Origin of the sequence: Bacillus sp. 22475, assembly GCF_052044835.1 — a bacterium.
Taxonomy (GTDB): domain Bacteria; phylum Bacillota; class Bacilli; order Bacillales; family Bacillaceae_G; genus Bacillus_A; species Bacillus_A cereus.
Window position 1 is genome coordinate 41,044 of record NZ_JBQENW010000006.1, and the last position, 26,507, is coordinate 67,550.

Sequence of the window (26,507 nt, forward strand, 5' to 3'; positions counted from 1 at the left end):
ATATGTTACAATATATTCAAAGCGATATATTAAAAGTAAAATGGTTGAAAAGGCACTCAGTAGAGTGCTTTTTCTTTTTGTATGCAATTGTGCATATTATATTTTTTTTCAAATGAAGAGGATTACAATATAAGTTGTAGACAGACTTTATAAAGCAGAATTTCATACAAACATTTCCCTCTACTTTTTGTATCTAACAATCGTATAACAATAAATAATTCTGTTTTATAGTGTCTGTTTTTGAAAGGTGGCTTCTTTGAAGGCACCTTTTTTTATTAGTATAGATAGTTTTCACTGTTAGCATAGTGTAAACTATCTATACTAAACATTAGCAATCTTCCGTATAAATATTATCAATTTACTATATATTCCAGTGGTGTTAACCTACATATGAAAGGCTTTCTTTTTCAAAATATTACCCCTAATAAAATTTTGAAGAAGTCAACTGTCTCCAAACTTGTCTTTATGCTTAAAGAAAAAGCACTCAATTTGAGTGCTTTTTCTTATTGAAACATGCTATTTTTCTAGGCGATTTTCATAAAATAAAAGTAAAGAAATGAAAGTGGGTGACAAAATGCCGGCAGTTGTGGAAGGTGTTATTATTGAAAACTGTAACGGAACGATTAATTTAGGAGATAAATATAATGTGCAGCCGATTGAAAAAACGAAAGCGTATAATGGGTCAGGATCATCGAATACAGGAATAAAAGTACAAACGTTTAGCGGGGTTAGTACAGCGGATGTAAGAGATAGCGATGTGTATGATCAAGTAATCCAATCTACATTATAATTTTTATATGCAAAATTGCATAAAGTAACATGTTTGTCCTGTGCTACAATCTAGCTGTGAGCTGTTAATGATTCTTCTGTATTATAGTTGTTAGATTAGAAATATAACATCCTATCGAAAATCATACGTATAAAAAAGACACTTCAAACGAAGTGTCTTTTTTCATTTTAGTGATACCCTTTAGCAGAGTCTTTATGAATTTTATTTTTAAAAATACTGTAGCTCCAAAGCTGATATCCAATAACGATTGGTACCATGACCATTGCAACGAAGAACATAATTTTTAAGTTTAATTGACTACCGGCTGCGTTGTATAACGTTGTACTGTATGCATCGTTAATACGAGATGGTAACATTCTTGGAAACATACCTGCAAAGCCAGTTGTCATAAACATTGCGATTGTTAGGCAAACGAATGTGAATGCAAGGCCAATTTTATGTTTGTACACCATAATAAGTGCGAGTACACTCATTAGCATTGCAAGTACTGGAAGAATGAATAGTACCGGATATTCCGTAAAGTTTTGGAATAAGTTTGTCCGATTAGCAGTTGCTACATAGAAGATAGCTAAAATAATAGCTGCTGCCATTGAAAATGGTCTTGCGATTTTATAAGCACGGTCGGATACTTCACCAGTCGTTTTAATCATGACCCAAAGGGCACCGGATACGACAAATATAGCAGTGAAGAACAACCCTCCTAAAATACCGTAATGGTTTAGTAAGCTAAGTAAATTTCCTTCATAACCATTTTTTCCGATTTGTAGTCCGTAATAAAGATTAGCGAACGTAACACCGAATAGGAAAGCAATTAAAAAACTGCCAATTGCAAATGCCCATTTACAAGTTTTTTGCCAAATCGGTGAATCATCTTTATGCATGAATTCCAGTCCAGCGGCACGAGCAAACAGTGCAAGTAATACTAAGAATAACGGTGTATATAGATAACTAAACATATTTGCATATGTGACTGGGAAGGCAGCAAATGTTGCGCCACCAGCTGTAATTAACCATACTTCATTACCGCCCCAGAAGGGGCCAATTGCTTCTTGTAATTGATTTCGTTCTTGTCGATCTTTCGTAACGAAAGGAAAAATCATTCCGTTACCAAGTGCATACCCGTCAAGAATAAAGTAAACTGTCCAAATCACGCCCCATAAACCAAACCAGATGATTGCAAGCATATCATGAGACATGAGCCACGCCTCCCTCAGTAGCAGGATCTTCTAATGCTGCAGGTCCTTTTTTCGCGAACTTCAGCATTAAGTATACGTCTGCGATTAAAAGTAAAGTGTAGAACAAAATTAAACTAATTAATGAGAACCAAATTTGTGGAACAGATATAGGTGATACAGATTCTGCGGTACGCATTAGTTTATATACTGTCCAAGGTTGACGACCTACTTCAGCGACAATCCAGCCAGCATTAATCGCAATGTATGGAAGTAAGACAGACCATATTGTAATTTTTAAATAACGTTTTGAGTTCTCTAGTTTTCCTTTTCGGTTTAAATAGAAGCCATACCAAGTTAATGCCATAAAGAACATACCAAGTGCAACCATTAAGCGGAAGCTATAATACACGAGGTTAACATTTGGACGTTCATCTTTCGGAATATCTTTTAAACCAACAATTTCGCCATCAAATGAGTTTGTATAGAAGAAGCTTCCGAGTTTTGGAATCGTAAGGAATTCAAAGTTCTTCTCATTTTTTACATCAGGAATTTGAACAATTGAGAAGCCTTGTCCTTTTCCAGTTTCCCAAACTGCTTCCATCGCAGCTCCTTTTGCTGGTTGATATTTAGCTGCTGATACACCAGATTGATGTCCCATAAACGGTGTAATTGTTGCGGCGAATAAGCCTAACATTAAACCAAACTTAAATGATTTTTTGAAGAATTCCACTTCATTTTTACGTAATAAGTGATAGGCACTAATTGCCATAACGAAGAAAGCACCTACGATATAACAACCAATGACAGTATGGAAGAACATATTCCAAGCATATGGATTTGTAACGAGTGCCCAGAAATCATTTAATTCAGCGCGGCCATTACGTACTACGTAGCCAACAGGGTTTTGCATAAATCCGTTTGCTGTAATAATCCAAAGTGCGGAAATGTTTGTTCCAAGTGCAACCATCCACATACAGAAGGCACGGAATTTTGGTGAAATTTTGTCTTTACCGAATAACCATATTCCCATGAAAGTAGATTCTAAGAAGAAGGCAACGAGTGCTTCGATTGCGAGAGGTGATCCGAAAATATCTCCCATATATTTGGAGTATTCAGACCAGTTCGTTCCAAATTGGAATTCCATCGTAATCCCAGTTATAATCCCCATTACGAAGTTAATTGTAAATAATTTACCCCAGAAATTTGCCATTTTACGGTATGTTGGATTCAATGTGCGGGCGTATTGAGTTTCCATACATGCTACTAAAATGACAAGTCCGATTGTCAAAGGTACAAATAAAAAGTGATAAAAAATAGTAATTGCAAATTGAAAACGACTCAGTAACAGAACGTCGGACATAATAAATATTCACTCCTTTTTTACATTATCTACAATCAGTTTATAGTGAAAATACGTTTAAAGTATGTGAGACTTGTTACAAAGCTGTGTGTATATTTTGAAAGAATTATGTCGATTATCTGAAAATATCTTATTTTTACTATAAAGCGATATCCTTTTTGAGTTTTTCATATTTTGGTACACTATATAAGTAATGTAAATGAGAGAAAAGAGGGTTTTTTACTATGAAGTCATTAGAAGAGATTTTACAATACAATGAAAAATTTGTTGAAGAGAAAAGATACGAAGAGTATGAAACGGGAAAATTCCCGAATAAAAAAATGGTAATTATCTCTTGTATGGATACTCGTCTTGTTGAATTATTACCAAAAGCAATGAATATGCGTAACGGTGATGTGAAAATTATTAAAGTAGCAGGAGCTGTTATCTCACATCCATTCGGAAGTATTATGCGTAGTATTTTAGTTGCTGTATATGAACTTGGTGCTGATGAAGTTTGTGTAGTTGGTCACCATGATTGCGGTATGGCAAAAATTCAAGCAAGCAGTACAATTGAGAAGATGAAAGAACGCGGTATAACAAATGAGAAATTAGATACACTCCGTTATTCTGGAATCGATTTAGAAAGATTCCTACAAGGGTTCTCTAGTGTAGAAGAAAGTGTAGAACATAGCGTATCGATACTTCGCAACCATCCATTACTTCCAGAAGAAGTACCTGTTCACGGTCTTGTTATAGATCCTGATACAGGAAAATTAGATTTAGTTGTGAATGGTTACGACAATTAAGAATTTACTTTGTCATCCTTTTTATCTGGGACAGGATCAAATCCTCCCGGGTGGAAAGGATGACATTTTAATATACGCTTACAAGTAAGCCAAAAGCCTTTGAGTGCACCATGTTTTTGAAACGCCTCTAATCCGTAATGAGAACAAGTTGGATAAAAGCGGCATGTTGGTGGTGTCATCGGAGAAATGAACTTTTGATAAAAGCGTATAATCCCAATAAAAATCTGTTTCATAATGGTCTCCTTTTCAGCATACTTTTAAAGTATTATAGCACGACTGTACATAATACTTTACTAATGTGCATTTCCGTTATATCATATTGGATATAACGGAATTAAATTAAAAGCGGGAGAGATGTTTTATGCCATCAGTAGAAAGCTTTGAATTAGATCATACGATTGTAAAGGCACCTTATGTAAGACATTGCGGAGTTCACAATGTAGGTAGTGACGGTATTGTAAATAAATTTGATATTCGTTTCTGTCAACCGAATAAACAAGCAATGAAACCAGATGTTATTCATACGTTAGAGCATTTATTAGCATTTAATTTACGTAAATATATTGATCGTTATCCGCATTTTGATATTATCGATATTTCACCGATGGGCTGCCAAACAGGATATTATCTTGTAGTAAGCGGAACACCGACAGTACGAGAAATCATTGATTTATTAGAATTAACATTAAAAGATGCGGTTCAAATTACAGAAATTCCGGCTGCAAATGAAACACAATGTGGTCAAGCGAAGCTTCACGACTTAGAAGGAGCACAACGCTTAATGAACTTCTGGTTAAGCCAAGATAAAGATGAACTTGAGAAAGTGTTTGGATAAAAAGGAAAACTGCCTGTGAAAGGGCAGTTTTTTTATTTTATTAAGAACGAACATGTTCTTTTTTTATGAAAGTATACTAGACACTCCAACATATAAAACAAAGGCAGAACAGAGAAAATAAACAAATGCTTTCTTTTTTTGCTGCTTCTTTATTTCATCGATTCCAAAAAGGATACACATAATACTTAAAAGGATAAACACGTAAGGTAAAAGAATAGTGAAGTTTGCAAAGAAGCTAAATAGGGCGAGAGAAAGAGCGATAGTGGCGATTATAATTTGAATGTTTTTTAACATGGAATCCCCCTTAAGTAGAAAGAAATAGTTACTGAGAGAAAATAATTATAAATGCCAAATTGGTCAAAATTTCATTCTACATGTAGCGAAAGTAATATGATATTAAAACGAATAATATAAGGCCCGAAACAAAAAAATACGGGATACTCATTGATTTTCGTCCGGATTTCAATTCATTAATTCCTAGAAGAATAAAGAAACAACTGAGAATAAATTGTACGTATGGGAGAAGTGAAAAATTATCGGTAACATGGATATAAGTGCTTAGAATGAGTAAGAGAAGCATGAGAAATGCTAAAAAACTCCGTAATATAGTTAGAGTTAGCATTGTATAGCCTCCTTTAGACCATTTATCGGAATATTTCTGTGAAACCAATAAATAAAGCAGCGGCTCCTGCTAGTAGAGCGAGCACACTACCTCCTGTTTGCTGTTTTAATATTTCCTCTAAACTTATGGTGAGGGCCATAACTCCTAAAAAGATAAACATATACGGCATTATTTCTCTATTACTAGTAAAAAATCCATAGATTGCTATACATAAAGCAATAAGTGATAAAGTAATCCGTACTCCTTTTAGCATGCATGTACCTCCTTTTATTTGATATAGCTAATGATGAGAACAATCCAAATGAAAGCACCGGCAATAATACAAATAAATCCAGTTGCTGCCTCCTTTTTCTTTATTTGTTCAAATGCGATGAGAAACATTAAAGCTCCTAATAGAAATTGTGAAAGAGGTAAAAAATTATTTTGACCTGTATATAATCCAATTGCCGACATAACAATCACAGTGAGTGCTACTATGATGCGAAGTATACGAAGCATATTAGGAATTCTCCTTATTCTTTTTTGTATAAGGATTGTCTTCTAGTTTATCGACGGAATGTTTATAAGCATAGCCTTTATTAATTGTCATGATGGAGAGTACGAGGATGATTAGGACGATGATAATACCGATAATTAATATTTTGAACATAAAACCCCCTCCTTTTCTTTATTTTACATAATTTTGTAATTGATGAAAACAATAGAAAATAAAAGGATGAAAGAAGGGTGTTACATGGAGACGAAAAAAACATATTATATATCAATAGGAAATGGTCAAATTTCACAAGTGAAGACGGCGGATACGTATAATTTTGAGATTTCCGCAAATGATGAGGAAATTACGGAATTACGAGAGCACTTTGATCAAGCATATGTAGAAGATTTAGGGTCATTTGTACGCTCCCACGTTCCATTTGTTGAGTATCATCACGATTCAAATAATGACCGATATGATGAACAACTACAAAAAGCATATAAAATGATTTACGATTTAGGAAATCATGAGACGAAAGAATTAGTCGCGCAAATGGGAATAATCAATGGATTGTAATTGGATAATATTATGCAGAAAAGCGAGAATATGCTACAATTTGTGGTAGGAAAAACTTGTAACCATCAATAGGGGAGTAATGGCATGTACAAATTTAAAGATTATTACCACAACACTGTACAATTATCGTTTGAACGTTATCCATTTTCTCCTGAGCCAAAGCATGTTTGGGTTGTATGCCGGTACGGGGATCAATGGTTATTAACGCATCATTTACGTCGCGGACTTGAATTTCCAGGTGGTAAAGTAGAATTAGGGGAAACACCGGAAGAAGCGGCAGTTCGAGAGGTTCATGAAGAAACCGGCGGCATAGTTTCTGATTTAACTTACTTAGGACAATACAAAGTATCTGGAAAAGACAAAATAATCATTAAAAACATTTATTTTGCAACAATTAGTGCGGTAGAAGAACATACGCATTACGAAGAAACGAAAGGGTCTGTTTTATTAAAAGACATTCCTGACAACATTAAAACGAATAGAAAATTTAGCTTTATAATGCGCGATGACGTATTAGCGCGTACGATGAAACATATAGAAGAAATCGGCTGTTTTACGAAGTAAAGTGGCCGGTTTCTTTTTTTGTATGTAAGAATAAATGTAAATATATCTTTACATTATTTTGGGTATATTATACAATTTTGTAAAGATATATTTACATTTTAGGAGGGGGAAGATGGATAAAAGAAAAGAAACGACTGTTACTGTTTCGATGGTTAAATTAAACTTTTCTTTATTTTTTATAATAATTGCTTTGTCGTTTGGAATTGGTTATTTGCATATATTTCTTTCAGGTGGGGTTCAAGTTGAAGTTACATTATTAACGATGTTTCTTTTTATTATCGCAATGATTGTTCTCGTTTGTATTCATGAAGCGATACATTTAATTGGCTTTCGCTATATCGGAGGTGTTCCGTGGAGTGAACTAAAATGGGGCGTTAATTGGAAATTAGGTGTTGCATATGCTCATTCTAAACAGGCGGTTACAGTAAAGCAAATGAAGAAAGTGTTAATGCTTCCGTTTTTACCAACTGGAATTTTGCCAATTGTATTGGGATTAGCTATGAATCTGGAGCCACTCTCATTTTTAGGAATTCTACTAACAGCAGGTTGTATCGGTGACATTGCCTTATATCAAAAAGTTTCAAAGTTTCCAGATGATGCGCTAGTAAAAGATCATCCGAGTAAACCACAGTTTACAGTGTATGAATAATAAGAGGAGGCTTTTTTGAACAACGCCTCCTCTTATTATTTTTATTTTTTTTCAGTAAATCGATCTATTGTGAAAATCATTGATGTAATTTAATTACTATTATTGTGTTTTTATCTCCACCTCTAAAAACGAAAGCACCTCCAACAAATCATCTACGATACGTGAATGCTTAAAATTCCCCCAAAACGAATCTTTTTTCCAAACACCAAGAATCCCTACTTGTTCAGAACCAAGCACATCGTTTTCTGGATGATCTCCAACATAAAGACATTCTTCTGCCTTCACATCTAGTCTTTGCAAAGCACGTTCGAAAATTTCAGGATGAGGTTTTTTAATTCCTTCAGCTTCTGAAACGAGAATGGTGTTTGTATACGTATGTATATGTAGTGCTCGAAGGTTGCTCATCTGAAATTCAGTAAAACCATTTGTAATAATACCAATTTTAATGTTTCGCTGTTTTAACTGTTGAAGTAGTTCATGCGTGTTTTTGAAAGGAATACAATGATGTTGGAAGTTTGTAATATAGTCGTGTAGTAGTTGTTCTTGCGTTAAAGTAGTAATGTTGTATCCAGAAAAGAGAGTAGCATATACTTTATCCTTCCACGTATAGCCATTATTATCGAGTTCAAGAAATCGAGAACAATACTCTGATTTCTCTATGCTCTTCAAATGTGAGGCGAAGCGATTATATTGCTCACAAATAAATTGTTCTAAAGATTGGCGCCGATCTAATAGTGTTCCATCTAAGTCGAATAAGATTGCACGAATCATGGGAAGCCCCTTGCAGTTTTTATAATTAATTATCGCATATTCGCAAAAAAATGATTATGATATTTTGTAGAATGGAATAATGGGGGATTGTATGAAGGAACTGTATGGCAAGTTAGTGTGTTGTATTATAGCAAGCAGTTTAGTTGCAGGATGCGAGAGTGCTATCGAGGTTACGAAAGAAAAAGAAATTTGTAAAACAGAAGAAGGGTGTACGCAAATAGGAGATAAAACATTACAAAAAGTATATAAAAAGATAGAGGGACTTTCAGAACTTGAAAAAGTAGAGGATTATGACATAGAAGAGTATGAAAGTATGAATATGAAAGAGGCGGAACAGAAAAAAGAAGAGGATGACAATTACAATTACTTCTTTTTAGCTTCTTATTATATCGATGATGATGAAATTGTAGATCCTTATTTTGAGAAATTGGATCGTAAGAGATTGAATAAAGTTTTTGCAGATGACAAAGTAGCAAAAGATGATTTGTTAAGCCAGCGACAAGATAGAGAGTATCATGAAACGTTATGGGACATGTATCGCACTCTCATTCCAGTGAAATATCGTGAGAATATAACAGGGTTTGATCTAATAACGGATGGTTATGACGGCGTTGTTGCCCATGTCATGCCAAGTATGGATGACCCGAGAGATTGGTTGCTTAGTTTAGACGTGCTCGATTCTGGGGTGAATATAGATGAAGTGATGAAAACATTAATTCATGAAACGGCTCACGTATTAACGATTGGGCATAAACAAGTACCAGTGGATAGGAAATATTTAGAGGCGTTTGATGAAGAGAAAGACATTTCATCATATCGAAATAAATGTAACACGGTATTCTTGAAAAATGGATGTGCGAGAAAAACTTCGTATATTAACCAATTTTATAATGAATTTTGGAAACCAATTGAGCAAGAGTGGACAGAAAAGAAAGTAGAAGAAAGTGAAGAGGCACAAATTGAATTTTATAAAGAAAAGCATGATGATTTTGTATCGCTGTATGGAACAACAAATGTAACGGAGGATATCGCAGATACATTTACAGCGTTCATTTTACAAGATTCAAAAAAGGTGAAAGAAGGAACAGAGTTAAAATATAAAAAAATTGCTTTCTTCTATCAGTTCCCTGAGCTTGTAAAAATGAGAGCGGAAGTGCTGTCGGGATTATATGATGTTTCAAAAACGATAGAACAACAAAGTGGAGACTAATGTGAGTTATGCTTTCGATATAGTTTCGTTAAAGAAAAGCGTGAAGAATTTTTAATTCTTTGCGTTTTTTTATGTTGATAAAATTGGAAATTCTGTATTTTTATTAAAAAGAAGAAGGAACTTGCGGTATAAAATAGAATTAGTATAAAAATGTCACAATTTAGACACAATTATAATGCGCGTGTTGTAGGGACTATAAGTTTACTCTCGAGGAGGTAATGAAACGTATGAAAACGATTCTTGCTGTTGCTGGTCTCATTTGGGTAATGTCTCACGGTTTTCCGATTTTTGAAGGGGAGCAAATTCGTAGTGCTTTGAATGAAAAGTTTAATGATTATCATGTGATAGATCGAAAAGATAATGTCGTTACAGTACGTGTGAAAGACTGTTTCCATACAGTTACGGTTGCGGATGGAAACATTACAAATGAAACGAAAATGTGTGATAAAAGGTAAAAGAAAGAAGCTGACTATAGCGCACTGTTTTGAGTCAGCTTCTTTTTCTTTTTCCAATTAGAATTTTTTCAAATGCCTCAACAAATACATACATAAGAGTTGCAAGAACACATGTGAGTAGTACGCTAAGTAAGACGAGTGTGAAGTTAAAGACTTGGAATCCGTAGCTAATTAAGTAGCCAAGTCCTTGTTTGGAAACGAGAAGTTCTCCGAAAATAACACCGACCCAGGATAAACCAACATTTACTTTTAACGTTGAGATAATTGCTGGAAAGGATGCAGGGAGAACGACTTGCTTATAACATTGCCATTTATTTGCGCCAAATGTGTCCATCACTTTTATATAGTTAGAATCGACTTCTTGAAATGCACTGTAAATAACGAGAATGGTAATGATGATGGAAATGATTACTCCCATTGCGATAGAAGATGAAATGTTTGGACCGAAAATAACGATGATGATTGGACCGAGTGCAACTTTTGGCATTGCATTTAGAACGACGAGGTAAGGATCAAGTACGCGGGCTAGAAGTGGCATCCACCAAAGAAACGTGGCAATAATAGCACCGAGTACCGTTCCGAGAATGAAGCCTACTCCTGTTTCCAGCAATGTCGTCCATATGTGGATCCAAAGTGAACCATCGATCCATTTCGTTAAGAAGAGATCCCAAATACTCGAAGGAGAGCTAAAGAGTAAAGGATCAATCCATTCTTTTTTACTAGCTATTTCCCATAGTGCAAAGAAAAGAATAAGTAGTAAAAGTTGTAGCGAGCGAGCAATCCAAGCGCGTCTGCGTTCGTTCTTTCGAAATTGTTCATGTAGTTGTTTTATATTATCCAAGTCGTTCCAGCTCCTTCCATATATCTTGAAAGAGGGCTGGGAAATCGTAGTGATGGCGTGCTTCTAACGGTGATAAAGAACGGATACTTTCCGGGACGATAAAGGTTTTTGCGATTTTTCCGGGATTCGCTTGTAGTAAATAAATACGATCACTCATCGCAATCGCTTCTTCAATATCGTGAGTAACAAGTAGTGATGTTTTCTTATATTTATTTAGTAAGTTGAAAACCAGTTCTTCTAGTTTTAACTTCGTTTGATAATCGAGTGCGGAGAATGGTTCATCTAGTAATAAAATTTTCGGATCAGTCGCTAATGTTCGAACGAGAGCGGCACGTTGACGCATACCGCCGGATAGTTCACGAGGATATTGTTCTTCTACACCATGCAGACCGACTTGTTTTAAAAGGTTTAAAGTATGTTCTTTCATCTGCTCATCATAAATCTTTCTAATATGAAGTCCGAGCATAATATTTTCTTCAATCGTTTTCCAAGGGAATAAGTAATCTTGCTGCAACATATATCCCATAGATGATGTTTTCGTTGTAATTGGTTCACCATCTAAAAAGACGATACCGTCAATTGGATCAAGTAACCCAGCAATGATCGAGAGGAGCGTTGTTTTACCGCAACCACTTGGGCCGAGTATAGAAATAAATTCGCCTTCTTCCACTTGTAAGCTCATATCTTCAAGAATAAGTTTGGCATTCTCTTTTGCAAAAAAGCAGTGAGAAACGTTACGTATTTGTAAAAAACTCATACACTTCGCCTCTATTTCTTAATAACGCTTTCGGCAATTTTTGTATTGACGAGCGCTTCATGTGGGACTTCCTTTTGTAATTCACCAGCGTCTTTCATAATCGTTTGGAGCTGTTTCCATTCTTCCGCATCTAGTAGTGGATTTGTCGCATAAGAATGTTGCTTTTTATACCGTTCAATTACTTTTACTGTAATGTCTTTTGAAGTGTCTTTAAATAGCGGGGAAACAGCATCAGCAATCTCTTCTGGACTATGTGTATCAACCCATTGCTGTGCTTTATAGAGAGCACGTGTGAACTTTTCAGCAGCAACTTTATCTTTCTTTAAGAAACTTTCTTTTGCCATGAACGTTGTATAAGGAACAGTACCAGATTCATTTCCGAATGAAGCGACGATATAACCTTTACCTTCTTTCTCAAGTATACTTGCAGTCGGTTCAAAGAGCTGTACAAACTCTCCGGTACCAGATGCGAAGGCATTTGCAATATTAGCAAACTCGATATTTTGAATTAAGTTTGTATCTTTATGAGGATCAATGCCATTTTTCTTTAAAACGTATTCTCCAACCATTTGCGGCATGCCGCCTTTACGCTGTCCTAAAAATGTAACACCTTTTACGTCATTCCAATTAAAAGAGTCTAGTTTTTTACGTGAAACTAAAAATGTCCCATCTGTTTGTGTAAGCTGTGCAAAGTTAATGACAGGGTCTTTCGCTCCTTGTTGATGAACGTAAATAGACGTTTCAGAACCGACGAGAGCAATATCAATTCCGCCAGATAATAGGGCGGTCATCGTTTTATCGCCACCAGCTGTTGTTTGTAGGTCAATATTTAGTCCTTCATCTTTAAAAAATCCTTTTTCAATCCCGACATATAATGGGGCATAGAAGAGAGAATGGGTAACTTCGCCGACGCGAATGTTTTGGGTTTGTTCTTTCGTACTTTCTTTTTTACTACTACAAGCAGCAAAAGTAAAAACAGCTAGTAACATGATGCAAAAAATCGCGATTAATTTTTTCACTATATAACACCTCCCAGAAGTCACTCTACAAGCATGATATGTAGGTAAGTGCCCATATGTGAGTGTAGATAGCAGGAATTTTTTGGGTGGTAAAGAAGTACAAATATAAGGGGTGATAAAATGGAGTACGAATACGATGATAGCGTACATTTACATCTTGATTATTTCGGGACAGAATGTGATATGGAATCGATTGCTTATAAGAGGAAGAATGAAGACGTATGGGATGTGTATTTTAATTTTGGAGTATACGGTATTCAGAAAGACGATGTAGAGTTAGGTAGGTTTATGGATGAATATGCCGGTTATTACGTTTTTTCTGTACATGCTCGCGATCTTAGCTGGGAATTTGGAAGTGCCCAGTTTGAAGAGTGGGTTTTGAAAAATCGGATAGTAGAAAAAACGCTACAAAAATAGGAGGAATTTTGTGATTGGATTTCTCATCTTATTATTTATTTTTGTGGCCGGATTTTTTATTATGCAAATGCTTATTTACCGATTTGCAAAGAAAAACATCCATAAATATACAAAAATAAAGTGGTTTCATATGTGGCTACATATGAATATGAAAAAAGGTCCGAGATTAGATTTTTTTGATTTTGTAATTATAGTACTCGTATGTATCGTATGGAAAATATGGCTGCTTCCTTTTATATAATACACATGCTAATCATTTTCTCTTTTATCATAAAATAACGAAAAGAACCTGTCTTGTGGCAGGTTCTTTTCGTTATAGTAATAGTTGTAAAAAACTTGCATTTATACATAAAACAGTGAGTGGTGTTGTGAAAGATATTTTGACAAATACAGAAATACATACATATGGAATTAAAGTGTGGGGAATAAGAAAGAGGTCGTCCAACGGTGGACGACCTCTTTCTTATTATGCTTGGTTAGTGCGGAAGAATGGAAGTTTCTGCACAATGTGAATTAATCCGTATGCAAGAATTAAGCACATAAGAGGATTAATGAAAAATCCATAGCGATTAATTGCTAAGAATAAGTTTGAGAAGATAATGTAAATAATAGAACTTGCTACTAGCATCATAACGCGTTTATGTTTAAATGAATTTAGCATGAAGCAGAAGCTGCTCAAGAATGTACCGATGATAAACACTCTATGACATAGTTGCATAAAGTTGTGAATACGGTATTGGTCTACAGCAGGAGCTGTTTTGAATAATTCAATTGTTTTACCGACAGTGAACCAAGAGAACCAATAAGTGAAGTCCGTCTTAAATCCGTTCTTGATTAATTCTTTTGCGTATGCACCTTTGTCATCTAAGCCTTTAGCTCTCATTTCATTTACTATATTTTCATATCCAATTTTATTAAATGGATCTGCACCGGCAATTAGTGGATCTGCACCTTGGGTTGAGAATAAAATAAATTGGTTGAGTGCTAAGTAGTTACGAACAACCCATGCGCCAATAATAAAGAAAGGTCCGATAAACCATAACAATCCGATTCGAATGGAGTCTTTAAATCCATATGTAAATAACACAACAAGAACAGGAATGAGCATCATTGGAGCTGGATTTGGACGGAACATAAGTAAAATTGAAACGACAATTCCAAACCATATATGGAATTTCACTTTATTGTATTTCCATGCGAGAACAAATACATATACACATAACGCCAATAAGAATATGGATGGAACTTCTGTTAGCAATGTACGGAAGTATGTATAGTTACTTGGATAAATAGCATATAAAATACTTGCAACAATTCCATAAATGTTTTTTTCGAACAATTCTTTTCCTATTAAGAATACTAATAGCACTGTGCAAAGGTTCATGATCATGTTAATAACAGTTGCTACGTAATAGTAAGGAATTGATGTAATATCAGAAATAATCATAGCGCCAGCTAATAGTAATGGCTGACCTGGTGTAATATATGCATTTTTCCCTGGAACTTCACTAGGTTCTAAATACACATAACCAAATACACCATGTTTTAATAGTTGTTCAGCTGTTAACGAATAGTTAAAGGCATCATTTGCACCATATGTTACTTTGACTAACTCTCCATCTAATCCTGGCTGTTTTACTAAACAAAAAACGTGCAACAGGAAAGAAAGCGCCAAAATTGCATATACCGCTTTAGGCAAACTCTTAAACTTAGTAAGCAAAAATGAGCAACTCCTTTTTTATTAATTCTTTCGTATTTTTATGTGAAATCTTTAATAGTATTAAGGATTTCCAAAACATAGTTATTATATCATAAAGTGGAATGCTGAAATTAAGTTTTTCAAGAATGAGTAATTTGTATACCACAATTTAACTGTTGATTAAGGGAATATTAAGACAATACATTTATGGTAGAAGCAAGTATGCAGACGAAATATGTAATATATGTTATTTTAATAGAAATAGTTCTTTCGATGCGGGGGAAATTAAGACATAGAAACGAGGGAATGAATTGAAGTATGGTTCTACACTTTTTCATCTTCCAAAAAGAAATATATTAATTTCTAGCATTATAAGTAGTATGGTGACTTTATTAGTAATAACTATGCTGTTTATGATTTTAAAGGTTTTTAATTTAGACATGATGAAAGATCATTTAAATCAAAAGCTTGTTTTAAGTGTTATGATGATTTTCATATGGGGCATAACGTTTTATATTACGCATTTCAATAAAAAAGAGATGTCTATATTTAGGGCATCCCTGAGAGTGCATTTTATATTATTTTTGCTAGCTCATACAGTAGCATTATTTTATATTGTAATGCAAGTTAATATGAGTTTCATAGAGACAATGAATTGGATTTACATTTATAATATGCAGTTTATATTAAGTGTTGTAGTAATTTATGCAATATATATTCTTGTATATAATTTAATAGGTAAGGTTTTTCTAAGTATGGTTTTAACGAGCTGTACGTTAGTCATTTTAGGTATTGTGAATTATTTGAAGCTTATTTTCAGAGGCGATCCGTTATATCCTTCTGATTTCACACAAATTACGCATATGCAATCTGTTATACCGATGGTGATGGACTATTTTAGCTGGAGCTATATTTTTGTCATTATCTTAAGTATCGTAGCTTGTATTGTTGCAGGGATATATATGAGAAGCAATATTCAAAATGTAAAGATTCATCTAGGAATAAGAGCCTTATTAGTAGTAGGATCTATTTTTGTTCTATATGCGTATGGTAATTTTGCGAATACATTTATGAATAAAGTATTTCAAAAATCAGGTGTAGATTTTGTTTTGTGGAATCAAAATGAGAACTATGCTTCAAATGGTTTTGTACTTGGGTTTATTAGCAATTTAGATACAACAGTTATGGAAAAACCAAAAAATTATTCTAAAGAAAATATGCTTCAAATAGCAAACGATATAAAAAAACAATATAGTGGAAATATAGGGAGCCAAAAGAAAAAAGAGAAACCGAATATTATTTTTGTAATGAGTGAATCGTTTTGGGATCCGACGAAAGTAACTAACCTTTCTTTTAGTGAAGATCCTGTACCAAATTTACATCATTATATAGAAAACTTTCCTGGTGGACAAACTATTTCTCCTACATTTGGGGGAAATACGGCGAACGTTGAATTTGAGGCATTAACAAGTTATTCAATGAGTTTGTTAAAGCCAGGTTCTATACCATATCAGCAGGTTATTACAAATAAGAAAGAAATTCCATCAATCCCTACGGCGTTGAAAAAAGAAGGTTATTATACAAGTGCAATTCATTCATTTGGTCGCACATTCTTTAAACGTGACGATGTATATAAGGTGTTAGGATTTGATAAGTTTAATGCAGAGGACACGATGGAAAATGTGGATATTGATGGAGATTATATTAGTGATTTAGCGATGAGTAAAGAGATAATTGCTGAGTTAGAGGAACAAAAACAGCCAATATTTATTCATGCAGTTACGATGCAAAATCATTTTCCATTTACAGAAGGCCGATTTGGTGAAAACCTAATAGAAATTAGCGGTCTAGAAAATGAAGAATCAAAGGGAGAATTAGAGACGTATACAGAAGGATTAAGACGTTCAGATGAGGCCCTTCAATATTTAATAGAGCAACTAGATAATTTAGATAGACCTACATTATTAGTATTCTTTGGAGATCATCTTCCATCATTAGGAACAAATAAATCTTTTTATAAAGAAAATGGGTATATAACGAATGAAAAAACACCGAGCGAACGTTTAGCGATGGCGCAAACGCCGTTATTAATGTATGCAAACTTTGATATGCCAAATGATAATTTAGGTTTAGTAAGCCCAATTCATTTTTCTAATCTTATTTTTGATTATGCAGGATTAAATAAATCCTTATTTTATCAATTTTTATCGGAACTTTACAAGGAAATACCAGTACTTAGAGATGAATTAAAAGTTGATAAAAATGGAGAAGTAATCAATGATTTAACAAAGAAACAAAAAGAAATGTTAGAGCAATATAAAATGCTTCAATATGATTTACTCGTTGGAAATCAATATAGTAAAGATATCCTCTTTAAATAAAAGAAACAAAAAGAACTTGTATAACGATACAAGTTCTTTTTTCATAGTATTTAACGGGGTAACCAGACAAGCTGGGTTTAGGGAGTATTACTTGTACATTTAGTATATATGAAAATGTAATCGTTTTATTCGTTGATTTGTGAGAAATGTGTGAATTTTATGTTTTGTGAAAAATCGATTATATTAACTTTCATTCTTATATTGCAGTTGTTATGTCTGTAAAAATTTTATCAGTTCTTTATTTAATTCATCCGCTTGATCGATTGGTGAACCATGACCACTATTTGTAAGAGCATGTAACTGAGAATTTTTAATTCGTTGTTGCGTAAGCTCAGCACTTTTGTAAGGAATTAGTTGGTCGTGAACGCCGTGGAAGATTTTTGTTGGGACGTTAATTTTATTTAAATCTTTCGTTACATCTTCATTTGCAGCTGCTTGTAAAATTTTGATAAGGGCATAAGAAGCGGACTGCATACCGAGATAAGAAAACCATTCAAGGGTTGCAGCTCCTAAGTTTCTATTGAAAAAGGATAAAGATACATCATTTAAAAATTTTGGTAAATTAGCATACATTTGATTAATGAGAGCATCTGCTTGTTCTTTCGGTACACCGTAAGGGGACTCTTGATTTTTACCGAAAGAGGGAGAGACAGCGTCAATTAATGCGAGCTTAGAAATGCGGCGCCCATTATAGCGAGACATATATCGAATAGAAAGAGCACCACCAACTGAGAAACCGACTAACGTAGCGTTCTCTACTTGGAGTGCTTCTAGAACAATTGCGATATCATCGGCTAATCGATCATACGTGTAACCAGTCCATGGCTTATCAGATTGTCCATTCCCTCGTATATCCATGGCGATACAGCGAAAGCCATGCTCTGGTAAAACATTGAGTTGATATTGATACATTTGATGATTTAAAGGCCATCCGTGAACGAAGAAAACAGTCTTACTATCTGGACCAGGATTAACGTCTTGCACAAAAATATGCACATCTTTCTCGACAGTAACAAACATAAATTTCCCCCTATTTTATGAATATGCTCTATCCCAAAAACGTTGTTTTGTCATAGCTTTAATAAATTCATTTGCTAGCCTCGTAGGGTCTTGTTCTATTAGAACACCAGGCTTTCCTTCGATATTTAAAGATTGAATAATAGAAGAGCCGTTTTGGAAGGAGCCAATCGGCTTAAAGTGATTATATGATTCTACGACAAATGAACTTGCCTTGTTAAGAAAATGATCATCCATCTTTCCGCCAATAAGAAGTAATCCATCATAAAGGAGTGGTGAGCCTGTTAAGAAAGTATCATTTACTTCCCACTGTCCATTTGGTGTTCCCTGCACTATGCCTAATCGTTCGGAAACGATCACTGGTTGAAGACCTACTTGTTTGAACTGATTTATTATATATTGTGCGCTTGGCCCATCATATCCATTTGCGACAATGACACCTACTCGTAATGTATTAGGACTAAAGGTCGTATTTGCCATACTTAGTGCTGGAGATGATTTTGTAACGTTGGATTCTTGCACATTTGGGACTTTTGCTCCGAGAGCTTCTGCAACTAAAGTAGCCAATTCTGTACTAATATGTCCAATCATATCCACGACTTGTTGGCGGACAGATTTACTTTTGACTTTTCCTAATTCGAAGGAGAAAGCCTGCATAATATGGATTTTTTCGACGTGACTCATACTATTCCAAAATAAACGAGCTTGAGAGAAGTGGTCTTTGAAGCTAGCAGCAGTTTCCCTTGTTTTATGACCAGATACAGTAGAAGGATATGTAACGAATCCCCCCTTTGTCCCAGGTACAGTATAAGGAGAATTATTTGCTAAGGAATTGTTATGGTAGGCAACTTTTCCTTTATCTATTATATATTTAGATGCACCATCTCTTTGGTTGTTATGAAATGGGCATATCGGTCGGTTAATCGGTAGCTCTTGATAATTTGTACCAACGCGTGCTAATTGTGTGTCTGTATAAGAAAAGAGTCTACCTTGTAAGAGAGGATCATTGGTAAAGTCAATACCACGGACGATACTGCCAGGGTGTAGTGCTACTTGTTCAGTTTCAGCGAATACATTATCTACATTGCGATTTAATGTCATTTTCCCGATGATTTTAACGGGAAAATCTTCTTCAGGCCAAATCTTCGTTGCATCTAATATATCGAAATCATATTTAAATTCGTCCTCTTCTTCTAAGATTTGAATGCCAAGTTCGTACTCAGGATAGTTTCCAGCATTAATATTTTCCCACAAATCACGGCGATGATAATCGGGATCAGCACCGCCTAGTTTTTGTGCTTCACCCCAAATTAACGAATGAACGCCGAGTTTTGGCTTCCAGTGGAATTTCACGAATCGTGACTTTCCATTTTTATTAACTAAACGAAATGTATGAACGCCAAATCCTTGCATCATTCGAAAGCTTCTTGGAATTGTACGATCGGACATAATCCACATCATCATTGCAGCTGATTCTTGATTATTGGCGATGAAGTCCCAAAAAGTATCATGTGCTGTTTGGCCCTGGGGAATCTCATTATGCGGCTCTGGTTTAAGGGCGTGAATAAGATCAGGGAATTTAATGCCATCTTGAATGAAGAAAATGGGGATATTGTTTCCTACTAAATCAAAATTTCCTTCTTCTGTATAAAATTTAACGGCGAATCCCCTTACATCTCGATTCGTTTCATTTGCTCCTTTTGATCCAGCTACTTCAGAGAAACGAATGAAAAGCGGTGTTTTTTTTGAAGGGTCTTGTAGAAAGTGGGCCATTGTTAGCTCTTCTAAGGATTCATATAACTCAAAAATGCCATGTGCTCCGTATCCTCGTGCGTGAACGACTCGTTCTGGAATTCGTTCACGGTCAAAGTGAGAAAGTTTTTCTCGCATAAGGAAATCTTCTAGAAGGGTAGGGCCACGATCACTGGCAGTTAAAGAGTTTTCATCATTTGAAATTTTAACACCTGTATTTGTTGTCATCTCCTTTCCTTCATTTTCACGCGTGAAAGATTGGAGTTGTTCTGTCTTTTTATTTTTTTTGCCGTCCATAAAAAACACCTCCCATAATATACGTATTATTGTTTATGTTTTTTATGCTTGTATATAGCATGAAGATGTTGCGTCGTTGGGATGATTTTCCTCAAATGTTCGATTTATCTTTGTTTGTCTATGAAAATCATTTATTATAATAAATGGTATTCTTCGAGATATTATTTTGAAGGGGTGTTGAAGTGAAAGAAAGTTTTCTATCATATAAAGAAGAAGAAAAGAATGCAAAAATCCTTTTATGGGTGTTATATGTCATTGTTATTGTATATCAAATTTTCTATGCAATCGTATTAGACGATAAATCAATAATGGATAAGGGATACAACATAGTATGGCAAGTTATTTGCGGAGTAGCAATACTGTGCGTGAATATATATTTAATGAAAAAAGAGAAGGCAAACCTTGTTAAATATGCATGGATATTTGCATACATAGGGATAGAAATCGCTAATATATTTTCATATATTTTTTATAATAAGGCGGCGTTTGATGCGACAAATATAATAGAAATTATTCTCATTTTCTTTGTACCCATATTTTTAAATAAAAAATTCTATGTGTTTTTACTTTCCTCTATTGTAGGAAAATATTTAATTTATTTATTTGTATTAGAGGAAGTAAAAGCATTTATGTTCCTTATTATGTGTACACTTATGTTAATAGCTGCATATATCATTTTAAACCGATTTTTACAATATCTTTCAGCTGTAAAGGAAAGTATTGCGATTGCTAGTGAATCACAGAAATTAGCAGTAATCGGAAAAATGGCAGCGACGGTTGGACATGAAATTAAAAATCCACTCGCTTCATTAAAAGGATTTACGCAATTACAACGAGAGAAGCATGAAGAGGATCCTATTTATAAACGTATGATTTTTGAAATAGAAAATATGAATAATATGATAAGCGAGTTAATGGAAGTTGCTACATGCAAACCTTCTATTTATAAGAAACATGATGTAGGAAAAATTGTATTACAAGTAATAACAAGTCTTCGCGAAAAAATGAATGAATTAAACGTGCAGTTTATTTCGAATGTGGAAGAAAAAACAATAGAAGTTGAATGTGATGAACGAAAAATAAGAGGAGTCTTTTTATATACGATAAAAAATGCTTTAGAGGCAATGGAACAAGATGGCATATTACATGTAAGATTAGAAAATAAAGGGAAAGAGTATGTAATGATCAGCGTGATTGATAATGGTCATGGTATTAAGCAAGAAAACTTAACCCGTGTTACAGAGGCCTTTTATACAACGAAACAAGATAAAATTGGTCTGGGACTTACGGTAGCGAATCGAATTGTCGCCGAGCACCTTGGTGAGCTGCATATTTCAAGTGAAAGAGATACTGGAACGAGAATAGACATCATTCTCCCAAAGAAGTGTAGAAATACTGAAATCCAAGTGGAAGAAAAGCTAGGAGTTACCATATGAATAAAGGCTATATATTTAAAAACGAAGAAATAAAGGCGCTGAAAGCATTTTTAAGTTTATTTTTCATTATATTTTTTGTATATGATCTTGCCTATGAATTTATCGTACCTTTAATCGGTGGAGAGCAAGAAGGTGTAGGAGAGTTTGAAGATGGTTTAGGTTTATGGCTTTACTTTTTGATGGTGGTATTGTTTTGCGTTGGGATATACTTTATGAAATGGAAGAATGCTTTTGCGGTAAAGTATATTATTCTAATTGGCTATAATGTATTAGATTTTATCCATAACATTATGATTTATTATGGTAGCGATGCAGAATTTGACGGTGGAAATATAGTAGAAGGATTTTTTATTTTGTTTGCACCAATCTTTGTGAATAAAAGATATTTCTGGTTAGTTCCAGCGATACTTGTCGGAAAGTATGCTCTTACAGGAATCATTATTCAATCTTCTCTCGTTTTAATCCCAATGGCATTATATAGCGTATTTACTATCATATGTTGGATTATATTTTTGAGGGTGCAGTCTTATGTTCGTACGCTTGAGATGATGGACAAAGAAATAAAACAGACAGAAAAACTAGCAGCTGTTGGAAAGATGGCAACGGTTATTGGTTATAAGATTAGAAGACCTTTAGCAAACTTAAAAAAACTTGTGAATAAACAGGCAGACAAGCATCCAGAGGATAAAATTTATAGTGATATTATGAAACAAGAAGTAGATCGGATTCATATAATTGCTACAGAACTTAGTGGATTTGAGAAATCTAAATCACTAGAATCAGAAACTCATAACATACAAGAAATTATCTCTTATGTTATTCGAGTTATGGAAAAGCCTGCTTTAAAACAAGGAGTCTACATACAAGGTATTTACAGTAAAGACTTACCATCAATTACATGTGATGAAAAACGATTAAAACAGGTCTTTTTTAATTTAATTAAAAATGCAATTGAAGCAATGTCAGTTGGCGGAACAATTACGATTAAAGTTACTGTAAAAGATGGAATCATCATTCAAGTGAAAGATGAGGGATGCGGCATTCCGAAAGATAAAATTCCAAAGTTAAATGAAGCCTTTTATACAACGAAAGAAACAGGAACTGGTCTAGGTTTAGTAGTTACAGAAAAAATTATTAAAGACCACAACGGTAAAATGAGTTTTGAAAGTGAAGTTGGGGTTGGAACGACGGTTGAGGTTATGTTACCACTGCATTAAATAGAAAAAACATCACTTATTTAGAAGTGATGTTTTTTATTTTATCTTGCTATTTGTGGATAGTAAAAATCTCATTTTATCGATAAAAAATGTATGATGTATTTCTAAGATCAAAATGTTTTTTTAAGTTTTTATTATGGATTTTCCGGTAAAAAATTTAGACTATAAAAATTAATTGTTTTTTTCTAAAAAAACTATTTTCTTTTTTGGGTTTTAATGGTATATTCAAAACACGATAAATAAATACCTATTTTTGGCACACTATTCGAAAGGATAGGTCGCAAAGCTAAGAGTCTAAAGTAATGAAAATTACTATGATAGTCTGGTTGCAGTTTGGATTTTCACACATAGTTGTATGTATGAAAATCGAAGAGGCAACCGGATTTTTTATTGTCTCAAAAAGAAAAAATAAATGGGCACACTATTCGAAAGGATAGGTCGCAAAGCTAAGAGTCTAAAGTAATGAAAATTACTATGATAGTCTGGTTGCAGTTTGGATTTTCACACATGTTGTGATGTATGAAAATCGAAGAGGCAACCGGATTTTTTATTGTCTCAAAAAGAAAAAATAAATGGGCACACTATTCGAAAGGGTAGGTCGCAAAGCTAAGAGTCTAAGGTAATGAAAATTACTATGATAGTCTGGTTGCAGTTTGGGTTTTCACACATGTTGTGATGTATGAAAATCGAAAAGGCAACCAGGCTTTTTATTTTCTAGGAATATACATTACGATTTGTAAATTTAGCTGAATAACAAATTAAATGTTCGAAATATTTGGTATATAGGAAGTGAGGGAGGGAAGTACATTGCAAAATCAAATAGGGAAATTTGGGCGTATACTTCTCGCTGGAGGAATATTATTTACACAAGTTGGTGTGCTAGACTACTCTGCAACGAAAGTTTATGCGGTTACAAACGACGAGCAAGGACGTTTTATCGTTCATATGGATAAAGAAGAAATAAAAGTTGATGAAAATGTAGTATTAAAGATTACAAATACAAATAAACAAGATGCTAATATCGAGCTGAAATTATCTAATGAGCAGCTGTTCAATGAAGCAGAAACGAAAAAAATGAATGAAAACAATAAAGCGATTCAAAACATTTCAGTAACAGAAGATCACATTGTAAAAATTGAAAAGAATGAACAAAGTAATTCTATCGGTGACGTATATGTAGTCATTCAAATGAAAAAAGCTGGAGAGTACAAATTTGAACCGATAGTGAAGTTTGAAGGGAATGAAAAGAAAATTGAATCTCCTTCTCTACATGTTGTAGAGAAAAAAGAGGCTTTAAATGTAGCTATTTCTGATGAAAATCCAAAGACTTCAGAGGAAGTTGTGAAAAAAGAAATAAGTGAAAAAGTGAAAGTATCGGAAGAAAATAAAAAACAAGAAATAAATTCTACTAATGCTGAAGTTCCAAAAGAAACGAAGACTTTAGCGAAAGAAAAGGTTAATGAAGAACTCGTACCAAAGGAAAATGAATTAAAAGAGAGCAATAGGATAAACGAAAATAACCAGGAATTACCTGCTATTCAAGCTGAGAAGGTATTAAAGAGCCAATCTCTACTAGCTGCTAGTCCTGTTACAAGTATTCTTAAATATCCAAATGTAAAGGTAATAAATAATAGAACAAGTGAAGGGCCTTCTATCTCGGGGAAATATGCTTTTAGATTTGTTTGGAGCCCACAAGTAACATATGAGGTAAAGGGTAGTAGCAATGATAGAACTGGTCAAAGCCAATATACATTTAGAAATTCAAATAGAGAACAGTATGTATTAGTAAAAAAAGCTGGTGAATATCAAGGGAAATGGATCGATGTCCGTATTAATATTGACTCTATGACAGCTTCATCTGTAGATGTTAAAACACCAAGAACGAAAGCTGATGCAAAAAACTTTTTACAATTATATGGGAATGGAAGATTAGGACAAACTTATAATGCTTCCTTTGAATTTTATGAACACGGAACAAGTAAAAAAGTACCATTAACGGCAATGTGGAATTTCAAAAGGATAAATAGTTATAAAAATGTAACGTTACGTAATGATGGTAGTCATTTAACGAATTTATACGTGTATGATACGAGTTCAATTAGGTATCAAGACAAAGGGAATAATAAAATAGAGTTTTCTGGAACAGCAGGTCCAGTAGCTACTCCAGAAGCAGATATGACAATTACATTTGATAATTTAACAGAATTACCGCTAGAAGTTAGATTAAATGCTTCAGGTGTTAATGTATCATACGACCAATTAGCGATTGCACAAATTGAAATTCCAGCTCCAAGTGTAATAGGAGATATTGTGGAAGATAATTCCCGTCAACTTTCTTATAAGGTATATCAAAATATGCCTGCTCAATCGAAAGAGATTCACTATGCGAAATCTTTTGTATTAGAAAGTGAAGTGAATAAGGATTTTACTGTGAATGATGTTTCCATTCAAGATGTGGAGAGTGGAGATGATGTAAGTAGCTTCTTTGATATTAGCAGGAAAAACAATAAAGTCACTGCGGTTGCGAAAGTAAATGCGCTAAAAACAGAAGAATTCAACGGGAAAATTTTTGAAATGACAATTACAGGTTCTCCTGTAAAAGGTGCTGATGTAATGAAATATTACAAAGATGGTTATCTTGAAATACCGGTGTCAGCTAAAAATTATTTAGATGGCGATAAGAATGGACAAGATAGTAATCGAGATGGAATCGCAAAAATAAGGTATAAAGGTATTCCAACTGGGAAACCAGTCCCACAAAAAGTAGTGCAAGGAACAGATTTAACAAAAATGGATATTTCTAAATTTGTGACAGATTTATCTGTAGATACGAATTTGGATGTAGATAAACCAATATCAGTAGTGAAGTTAATCAATATTCCAGATACCAAAACAATAGGGAATCATACTGTAACGGTTGTAATTGAAACGAAGCAAGGTGTACAAGCGGAGATTCAAGTGCCGGTTACTGTCGTTGATGGGACTTTAAAGTTAGTAGACGTACCAAAAGAAATTACATTTGGAGATTTAACAATTCCATCGAAAACAACGACATACGCACCGAAGACGATTTCAAATCCTTTAAAGGTAACCGATGATCGTGTTAAAAAGCAAAAATGGAGTGTATATGTAAAGGAAATCACACCATTAACTTCAGCGCAAAATGACACATTGACAGGAGCATTGATTTACAAACGAAATGGAAAGGATACACCTTTAAGTACTTCTAGTATAGAAGCATTCTCGTATACTTCTAAAAACGACGAGGAGGTTTCACTAAATTGGAAGGAAAACGAAGGAATTCATTTACAAGTAAAACCAGGGCCGAATGTCAAAGTAAATACAAAATATGCTGGACAGCTAGAATGGACATTAACCGATGCTCCTCTCTAAAAATATATGAA

The 26,507-nt window shown here is 34.2% G+C and carries 28 protein-coding genes, 1 pseudogene and 3 riboswitches; of the genes and pseudogenes, 15 read left to right on the forward strand and 14 right to left on the reverse strand.

All coding sequences use genetic code 11. From position 1 onward, the window contains the following. Positions 1 to 556 precede the first annotated feature (556 nt). Positions 557 to 790 carry a spore germination protein gene (locus tag ACTJJY_RS11800; protein WP_440605574.1) on the forward strand — a complete coding sequence of 78 codons (234 nt, stop codon included), beginning with the start codon at positions 557 to 559 and terminating at the stop codon, positions 788 to 790. A gap of 167 nt (positions 791 to 957) precedes the next feature. Here the strand turns inward: ACTJJY_RS11800 and cydB are convergent, their stop codons facing one another. Next, positions 958 to 1,986, reverse strand: coding sequence for a cytochrome d ubiquinol oxidase subunit II (gene cydB / locus ACTJJY_RS11805; RefSeq protein ID WP_000017662.1), 1,029 nt, complete (start codon positions 1,984 to 1,986; stop codon positions 958 to 960). After that, positions 1,976 to 3,325, reverse strand: a complete 1,350-nt coding sequence (gene cydA / locus ACTJJY_RS11810) for a cytochrome ubiquinol oxidase subunit I (RefSeq protein WP_001286164.1) — start codon at positions 3,323 to 3,325, stop codon at positions 1,976 to 1,978. The genes cydB and cydA overlap by 11 nt, the downstream gene beginning before the upstream one ends. 224 nt (positions 3,326 to 3,549) lie before the next feature. Here cydA and ACTJJY_RS11815 point away from each other — a divergent pair, with 224 nt between their 5' ends. Next, entirely contained in the window at positions 3,550 to 4,113 is a 564-nt protein-coding gene (locus ACTJJY_RS11815; RefSeq protein ID WP_000838173.1) for a beta-class carbonic anhydrase, read from the forward strand. Here ACTJJY_RS11815 and yidD read toward each other — a convergent pair. Beyond that, a complete protein-coding gene (gene yidD, locus ACTJJY_RS11820; protein ID WP_000809334.1) occupies positions 4,110 to 4,346 on the reverse strand; it encodes a membrane protein insertion efficiency factor YidD in 237 nt (78 codons plus the stop codon). The genes ACTJJY_RS11815 and yidD overlap by 4 nt on opposite strands. Positions 4,347 to 4,474: 128 nt before the next feature. Here yidD and luxS point away from each other — a divergent pair, with 128 nt between their 5' ends. Then, complete coding sequence (gene luxS / locus ACTJJY_RS11825; RefSeq protein WP_001141371.1) at positions 4,475 to 4,948, forward strand: S-ribosylhomocysteine lyase LuxS; 474 nt, start codon at positions 4,475 to 4,477, stop codon at positions 4,946 to 4,948. A gap of 63 nt (positions 4,949 to 5,011) precedes the next feature. On the opposite strand, the gene ACTJJY_RS11830 is transcribed toward luxS, so the two are convergent. The 4 genes from ACTJJY_RS11830 to ytzI form a co-directional block, all read right to left on the reverse strand. Beyond that, complete coding sequence (locus tag ACTJJY_RS11830) at positions 5,012 to 5,242, reverse strand: YczI family protein (protein ID WP_440605575.1); 231 nt, start codon at positions 5,240 to 5,242, stop codon at positions 5,012 to 5,014. 350 nt (positions 5,243 to 5,592) lie between these two features. Next, positions 5,593 to 5,823 (reverse strand): DUF3953 domain-containing protein, encoded by a 231-nt coding sequence (locus ACTJJY_RS11835; RefSeq protein ID WP_440605576.1) that lies wholly within the window; start codon positions 5,821 to 5,823, stop codon positions 5,593 to 5,595. A gap of 14 nt (positions 5,824 to 5,837) precedes the next feature. Continuing rightward, a complete protein-coding gene (locus ACTJJY_RS11840; RefSeq protein ID WP_000944455.1) occupies positions 5,838 to 6,068 on the reverse strand; it encodes a DUF3953 domain-containing protein in 231 nt (76 codons plus the stop codon). A gap of 1 nt (position 6,069) precedes the next feature. Next, positions 6,070 to 6,219, reverse strand: coding sequence for a YtzI protein (ytzI, locus tag ACTJJY_RS11845; protein WP_000472791.1), 150 nt, complete (start codon positions 6,217 to 6,219; stop codon positions 6,070 to 6,072). An 84-nt stretch (positions 6,220 to 6,303) separates the two neighbouring features. On the opposite strand from ytzI, the gene ACTJJY_RS11850 reads away from it, so the two are divergent. The 3 genes from ACTJJY_RS11850 to ACTJJY_RS11860 all read left to right on the forward strand — a co-directional run bounded on the left by ACTJJY_RS11850 (position 6,304) and on the right by ACTJJY_RS11860 (position 7,834). Then, positions 6,304 to 6,621, forward strand: a complete 318-nt coding sequence (locus ACTJJY_RS11850; protein ID WP_000448409.1) for a hypothetical protein — start codon at positions 6,304 to 6,306, stop codon at positions 6,619 to 6,621. A gap of 84 nt (positions 6,622 to 6,705) precedes the next feature. After that, on the forward strand, positions 6,706 to 7,185 hold the full coding sequence (gene mutTA / locus ACTJJY_RS11855; RefSeq protein ID WP_000276385.1) for an antimutator 8-oxo-(dGTP/GTP)ase: 480 nt from the start codon (positions 6,706 to 6,708) through the stop codon (positions 7,183 to 7,185). Between the two features lie 112 nt (positions 7,186 to 7,297). After that, positions 7,298 to 7,834, forward strand: a complete 537-nt coding sequence (locus ACTJJY_RS11860; RefSeq protein WP_000361287.1) for a DUF3267 domain-containing protein — start codon at positions 7,298 to 7,300, stop codon at positions 7,832 to 7,834. Positions 7,835 to 7,933: 99 nt separating this feature from the next. Here the strand turns inward: ACTJJY_RS11860 and ACTJJY_RS11865 are convergent, their stop codons facing one another. Next, positions 7,934 to 8,605 (reverse strand): HAD family hydrolase, encoded by a 672-nt coding sequence (locus ACTJJY_RS11865; RefSeq protein ID WP_440605577.1) that lies wholly within the window; start codon positions 8,603 to 8,605, stop codon positions 7,934 to 7,936. A gap of 91 nt (positions 8,606 to 8,696) precedes the next feature. On the opposite strand from ACTJJY_RS11865, the gene ACTJJY_RS11870 reads away from it, so the two are divergent. Together ACTJJY_RS11870 and ACTJJY_RS11875 are read left to right on the forward strand one after the other, a co-directional pair. Then, entirely contained in the window at positions 8,697 to 9,815 is a 1,119-nt protein-coding gene (locus tag ACTJJY_RS11870; protein ID WP_440605578.1) for a recombinase family protein, read from the forward strand. Between the two features lie 227 nt (positions 9,816 to 10,042). Next, a complete protein-coding gene (locus ACTJJY_RS11875) occupies positions 10,043 to 10,270 on the forward strand; it encodes a hypothetical protein (RefSeq protein ID WP_000849112.1) in 228 nt (75 codons plus the stop codon). 34 nt (positions 10,271 to 10,304) lie between these two features. On the opposite strand, the gene ACTJJY_RS11880 is transcribed toward ACTJJY_RS11875, so the two are convergent. The 3 genes from ACTJJY_RS11880 to ACTJJY_RS11890 are packed head-to-tail and all read right to left on the reverse strand — an operon-like array spanning position 10,305 to position 12,887. Beyond that, on the reverse strand, positions 10,305 to 11,111 hold the full coding sequence (locus ACTJJY_RS11880; RefSeq protein ID WP_440605579.1) for an ABC transporter permease: 807 nt from the start codon (positions 11,109 to 11,111) through the stop codon (positions 10,305 to 10,307). Further along, positions 11,104 to 11,868, reverse strand: a complete 765-nt coding sequence (locus tag ACTJJY_RS11885) for an ABC transporter ATP-binding protein (RefSeq protein ID WP_000009022.1) — start codon at positions 11,866 to 11,868, stop codon at positions 11,104 to 11,106. Before ACTJJY_RS11885 ends, ACTJJY_RS11880 begins: the two co-directional genes overlap by 8 nt. An 11-nt stretch (positions 11,869 to 11,879) precedes the next feature. Next, positions 11,880 to 12,887, reverse strand: a complete 1,008-nt coding sequence (locus tag ACTJJY_RS11890) for an ABC transporter substrate-binding protein (RefSeq protein WP_440605580.1) — start codon at positions 12,885 to 12,887, stop codon at positions 11,880 to 11,882. 120 nt (positions 12,888 to 13,007) lie between these two features. On the opposite strand from ACTJJY_RS11890, the gene ACTJJY_RS11895 reads away from it, so the two are divergent. The 3 genes and pseudogenes from ACTJJY_RS11895 to ACTJJY_RS11905 all read left to right on the forward strand — a co-directional run. Then, complete coding sequence (locus tag ACTJJY_RS11895) at positions 13,008 to 13,304, forward strand: DUF3986 family protein (protein ID WP_000455580.1); 297 nt, start codon at positions 13,008 to 13,010, stop codon at positions 13,302 to 13,304. A gap of 10 nt (positions 13,305 to 13,314) precedes the next feature. Then, positions 13,315 to 13,545 (forward strand): hypothetical protein, encoded by a 231-nt coding sequence (locus ACTJJY_RS11900; protein WP_000578980.1) that lies wholly within the window; start codon positions 13,315 to 13,317, stop codon positions 13,543 to 13,545. 109 nt (positions 13,546 to 13,654) lie between these two features. Beyond that, a pseudogene (locus ACTJJY_RS11905) lies at positions 13,655 to 13,816 on the forward strand (DUF2196 domain-containing protein); the annotation flags it as partial. Here ACTJJY_RS11905 and ACTJJY_RS11910 read toward each other — a convergent pair. Then, positions 13,771 to 15,024: a glycosyltransferase family 39 protein gene (locus ACTJJY_RS11910; RefSeq protein WP_000956217.1), complete on the reverse strand. Its 1,254-nt coding sequence runs from the start codon at positions 15,022 to 15,024 to the stop codon at positions 13,771 to 13,773. The pseudogene ACTJJY_RS11905 and the gene ACTJJY_RS11910 sit on opposite strands and share 46 nt — an antisense overlap. Before the next feature lie 290 nt (positions 15,025 to 15,314). Between ACTJJY_RS11910 and ACTJJY_RS11915 the strand changes: the two genes are divergently transcribed. Beyond that, on the forward strand, positions 15,315 to 17,384 hold the full coding sequence (locus tag ACTJJY_RS11915; RefSeq protein WP_440605581.1) for an LTA synthase family protein: 2,070 nt from the start codon (positions 15,315 to 15,317) through the stop codon (positions 17,382 to 17,384). A gap of 210 nt (positions 17,385 to 17,594) precedes the next feature. On the opposite strand, the gene ACTJJY_RS11920 is transcribed toward ACTJJY_RS11915, so the two are convergent. Next, a complete protein-coding gene (locus ACTJJY_RS11920; RefSeq protein ID WP_440605582.1) occupies positions 17,595 to 18,404 on the reverse strand; it encodes an alpha/beta fold hydrolase in 810 nt (269 codons plus the stop codon). A gap of 15 nt (positions 18,405 to 18,419) precedes the next feature. Further along, positions 18,420 to 20,450: a catalase gene (locus ACTJJY_RS11925; RefSeq protein WP_440605583.1), complete on the reverse strand. Its 2,031-nt coding sequence runs from the start codon at positions 20,448 to 20,450 to the stop codon at positions 18,420 to 18,422. A gap of 182 nt (positions 20,451 to 20,632) precedes the next feature. Between ACTJJY_RS11925 and ACTJJY_RS11930 the strand changes: the two genes are divergently transcribed. The 3 genes from ACTJJY_RS11930 to ACTJJY_RS11940 all read left to right on the forward strand — a co-directional run bounded on the left by ACTJJY_RS11930 (position 20,633) and on the right by ACTJJY_RS11940 (position 26,496). Continuing rightward, entirely contained in the window at positions 20,633 to 21,886 is a 1,254-nt protein-coding gene (locus tag ACTJJY_RS11930) for an ATP-binding protein (RefSeq protein WP_440605584.1), read from the forward strand. After that, positions 21,883 to 23,103, forward strand: coding sequence for an ATP-binding protein (locus ACTJJY_RS11935; protein ID WP_023523221.1), 1,221 nt, complete (start codon positions 21,883 to 21,885; stop codon positions 23,101 to 23,103). Before ACTJJY_RS11930 ends, ACTJJY_RS11935 begins: the two co-directional genes overlap by 4 nt. A 245-nt stretch (positions 23,104 to 23,348) precedes the next feature. Further along, positions 23,349 to 23,437: riboswitch (cyclic di-GMP riboswitch) on the forward strand. 71 nt (positions 23,438 to 23,508) lie between these two features. Further along, a riboswitch (cyclic di-GMP riboswitch) is annotated at positions 23,509 to 23,597 on the forward strand. Between the two features lie 71 nt (positions 23,598 to 23,668). After that, a riboswitch (cyclic di-GMP riboswitch) is annotated at positions 23,669 to 23,757 on the forward strand. A gap of 153 nt (positions 23,758 to 23,910) precedes the next feature. Next, the gene (locus tag ACTJJY_RS11940) at positions 23,911 to 26,496 is read left to right on the forward strand and encodes a WxL domain-containing protein (protein ID WP_440605585.1); all 2,586 of its coding nucleotides are present in this window, start codon (positions 23,911 to 23,913) and stop codon (positions 26,494 to 26,496) included. Positions 26,497 to 26,507: the final 11 nt, after the last annotated feature.